This window comes from Shewanella sp. 10N.286.54.B9 (assembly GCF_041468565.1).
GTDB lineage: Bacteria > Pseudomonadota > Gammaproteobacteria > Enterobacterales > Shewanellaceae > Shewanella.
This window is the reverse complement of sequence record NZ_JBFRIY010000069.1, coordinates 35,826-40,145: the sequence shown is the minus strand read 5'-3', so window position 1 is coordinate 40,145 and position 4,320 is coordinate 35,826. Positions and strand designations below refer to the sequence as shown.

The 4,320-nt window shown below is 40.4% G+C and carries 1 protein-coding gene; it reads right to left on the bottom strand.

Features of this window, described 5'->3' with window-relative positions; all coding sequences use genetic code 11:
- Window positions 1-549: 549 nt before the first annotated feature.
- Window positions 550-3,270: a TonB-dependent receptor gene (locus tag AB4135_RS20065; protein WP_371995202.1), complete on the bottom strand. Its 2,721-nt coding sequence runs from the start codon at window positions 3,268-3,270 to the stop codon at window positions 550-552.
- Between the last annotated feature and the right edge of the window lie 1,050 nt (window positions 3,271-4,320).

The following is a 4,320-nucleotide window of genomic DNA, read 5'->3' as shown; positions in this document are numbered from 1 at the left end:
CTAAGCTCGAAAGATCAACAGCCACTAATACCAATTCCTTTAAAGATATACTCAGTTCAACGCTTTCTCGGGGCTTTCAATTCAAGACGCATTGTGGAAGAAATGGTGATTCCCTTTTAAGACAATACAACGTAGCGGCGAATGTCCTGAGGCGCTCACAACGTGCGGCTGATATTTAAGGCGTGGGGAAATCACTTAATTCCGCGCATGTGCCACTCGATATTCGACTAAATGGTCTATTTTGTTCCATACAAAATAAGACGTTCCGATCCTCGTTGGCAGTCGGATTTAGGAGGTACGAAACCAAGGATGGTCGAAGGTAGAATAATGCAGGCGCAATTATCGAGAGCGGAGCAGGATGCCAGAGCCGAGAATAACGATAAGCGATAAACCACTGACTTGTCTAAAGTGATGTTAACTCCCGCTGAATGAGCAACGCTTTAATCGAATTAGTATAATATTATCGAGTCTATCCTTTGATGAATCGAAGGCATAAAAAAACCTCCAATTAAGGAGGTTTTTATTAAGTTATTTTGACTAAGTCTAAAATTAGAACTTCTGGTTCAGTCTTAGATAGTAAGTACGACCTAGTACATCATATAAACCAGTGTTGGTATCACGGTAACCCGCATAGTTATACCAAGATGGTGCTTCTTCATCAAAGATGTTATTCACACCAACAGTGACGCTGCCGTTCCAATCATGCGTATAGCCTACTTGGAAGTTGTGCTTCATGTAGCTTGGTACGTCAATAATGTAATCATAACCTTCATCACGCAGATCTTGGCCTGATTGGCTACCAATATATACGGTAGTCCATGCTGCATTAAAGTTATTCAAATACCAGCTTGCTGCAAAGTTACCACGCCAGTCTGGATAATCTTGAGTCCCTGCATATTCAACTGTTTCAGATCCAGCATCGGCTTGCTTATCGAAAGCCAATACGTGTGAAACATCTAGCTTAAAGTTAAAGTCACCAAAGCCAGTTTCAATATTATATGCGGTTGCAAAATCAAAACCTGAAGTTTCAACTGATGCAATATTCTGTACACCTGACTCAATGTATTCAATCTTACCGTCAGCGCCACGATGAACTTTGTCTGAGCTACCGTTGATCTGCTCATCATATAAGATATCGTCGATACCAACTGACTCAATCTTGTTATCATATACAATTGAGTAGTAAGAAAGCTCTAGGTTCCAAGCATCTGTAACGTTCCACACACCACCGACAGTGAGAGAGTTACCCTCTTCAGCTTCTAGATCCGGGTTACCACCAAACCAAGTCTTATATTGATTTGAAGGAGAACAGTAATCAGCATCAGCATCATCACCGTTAGCGCCACACCACACTGGATCATAACCACTTTCGAAGCTTAAAGACTGTGATGAGAACATTTCGCCCATGTTTGGCGCACGGAACGAGTCGCCATAACTTGCACGTAAAAGTAATGAATCAACTGGACGCCAGCTTAAACCAAACTTAGGTACTACAGCATCAAATGTTGAGCTCTCTGTCACTTGGCCTGTTGCGCCTGTTAAGTTACCTTCTTGCTCATAACGCTCGTAACGAACTGCGGCTGAAAGTTCAAACTCAGCAGGTAAGCCCATTTGAAACTCAACATAACCAGCGGTACGATCACGTGTTGCATCAACATCATCACCACCTGAACCACCAGAGATAATGCCAGCCGCAGATTCAGGGTCACTCACTTGAGTGAAATCAATCATTTCATATTCAACACCACCAACCATAGCCAATGAAACATTATCAGTTTCAAATACTAATGTTGAAGCAAGTGCGTCAAGCTGTGTGCTTTCAAACTTACCTTGGTAAGTACCTGTATGTTGCGCAGCTCCATAAAGACCTGCCATCTGTCTTTCCCACTCTTCGTATGACAAGCCTTGAGTATTGAAGACGTCATATTTACCCGTATCGATTTCACTTTGAATAATATTATCGTTAATCAAATTGTAACCGAAAGAGTTTGTGGTTGATGCAGAATGCTGAGCATTCACTTCCCAGTCGACACCGTTACCGACATCGCTAAAGCCAACGAAACCACCAAGAATGTCGTAATTATTTGTTTCTGTTAATGTATCACGCTCACCAATCTGCACAGAACGCATGTAGATAGTCATGTCAGCGCCTGTTGGATTGTACTGATTATCGGCACTCATTACTGGGTAGTTTGTTGATACTGGCGTACCTGCATAACGGGTGTTTGTTTCAGTTAAAGATGCAGAACCGCGACCGCGGAACTGAATGTCTTCGGCAATTTCATAGCTAAAGTTAGTCATGAAAGAGTTACGAGTCACATCACCAAATAGCTTAGTGACTTCACCGTAGCTATAGAAACAACGGCCGTTGTTTGCGCCATCAGTACCATCTGAAACATTTTCTGTTTCAGCACACATTTCTGAATTAGAGTAAAAGTCATAAATATTGCTTGGTGTACCGTCTTCATTGAAAACAGGATTACCATCAGCATCAACTTTTTGCACACCCGTATCATAGTAACCATTTGGAACTGAACTGAACGAGCTAAAATCGCCATAAGATGGATCATCCATCTTCCAAACATCACGGTCCATTACATTTTTAGTGTCATAGTACTCATAGGTAAAGGTGATATTGCCTTTATCTGTGTTGTAACCAGCAGCGATTGAAAATCGGTTTGCGTCGCCGCCTTCAATGCTTGGCTGTTCAGTACTAAAATCAAGCTGAACACCTTCAAACTCTTTTTTAGTAATAATGTTAATTACACCAGCAACGGCATCTGAACCATATACTGCCGACGCACCATCACGAAGGATTTCGATACGCTCTACAATCGCCATCGGGATTTGTGAAGTATCGGCTACCGCACCTGAACTTGAACTAGTACCAGGCATACGACGGCCATCGAGTAAAACCAATGTTGCAGAAGCACCTAAACCACGAAGGTTTACACTGCTTGTTGCGCTACCGCCAGAACCATAGCCTGACATACCGCGCCATGAACCAAAACTGTTTACAGCAGAGTTATTGAGTACATCTGCAACCGTTTTTTCACCTGTCATCGCAATATCTGCTGCACTGATAACAGTAATTGGTGAAACTGTTTCCATATCTACTTGCTTGATACGAGAACCAGTTACTTCAATACGTTCGACACTCTCACCTTCAACTTCTTCAGCAAAGGCAACCCCTGATAAAGCCACACTTGTAGCTGCCACTGCAACAAGGCTTTTTCTTATTGCACTCGCAGTTAAGGTTACTGAGTTCATATATTCCCCTTCAGTTCCAAACTTATTGTTTAGAAATAGTTATAGTTATTTATTTTAATTAAAACCAAAGTTAATAGTTTCGAAATAATATTGTTAAATATGAAGCAAAGTGTCAACAGCGATTACATAAATACAACTTAAAAGATATAAATTGATACAAAGACAGATGTACAAAAACAATAAATTCCACACCAAAACCTTTAAATTCAGGAGGATACAAGTATACAAAGTTAAATTTAATTAAACATAGAAAGTGTATCAACCGCAGTTACAACTGTAATCAAAACTAGACAACAAAGTTACCAGCTTTTAACAATAATAAAGGGGCATCTCAATAAGACAGCTAAGTATTTTCTTATACATCAAGTAACCTACACCTATTAAATGGCCTTCCATTAACTATAACCATCGAAAACCAACAAGTGCTAGCTTGTTAATTAACTAGCCAATGAAAAACAATAACTACACAAAGATCTCAATTTGTAACCAACAATAAAAAATGACTAATTATAATTGATAGGTTTTAACTTCTTAAATAAGCAGTTAATAATACTAATAGGCGCAAAGTTTCGGCCGCAAAGCGAGAACATATTGTTTCAAGATAAGTAAACGAGTAAAGCGCGAGAGAAACCTAGTTCAGCTCACAACTGTAGCGCCGGAGATGCTAAACTCTTCGGGTAAATTAACTTCTTACACAGATTAGTGTAACCCTAAACCTCCATCAAAAATCACCACAGAAAAATATCAGCTACAAGGGAGCTTATACCAATTGCATTAAATACTTGACCCGTTCACAGCCCCTCAGTCTTTTCAATTAAACGCGCGTTGATAAAGAGATGGTTATTCCCTCTTAAGCTAATGCAAAGCAGGGGTGGTAAGACTGAGAGCTCACGTAGTACAGCTGAGGTAAAAAATTGGCAAAACGTTGTATGCTTCGCTATAGGATTTGGATATAAGGCTAAATGGTCTATTTTGCTCCATACAAAATAAGACATTCCGGCCCTCCTTGGCGGTCAGATTTAGGCGGTAAGAGACCAAGGATGGTCGAAG

What these genes read in the sequence shown, in the direction of transcription:
- AB4135_RS20065 (WP_371995202.1), bottom strand. Translation starts at nt 3,270, where the DNA reads ATGAACTCAGTAACCTTAACTGCGAGTGCAATAAGAAAAAGCCTTGTT.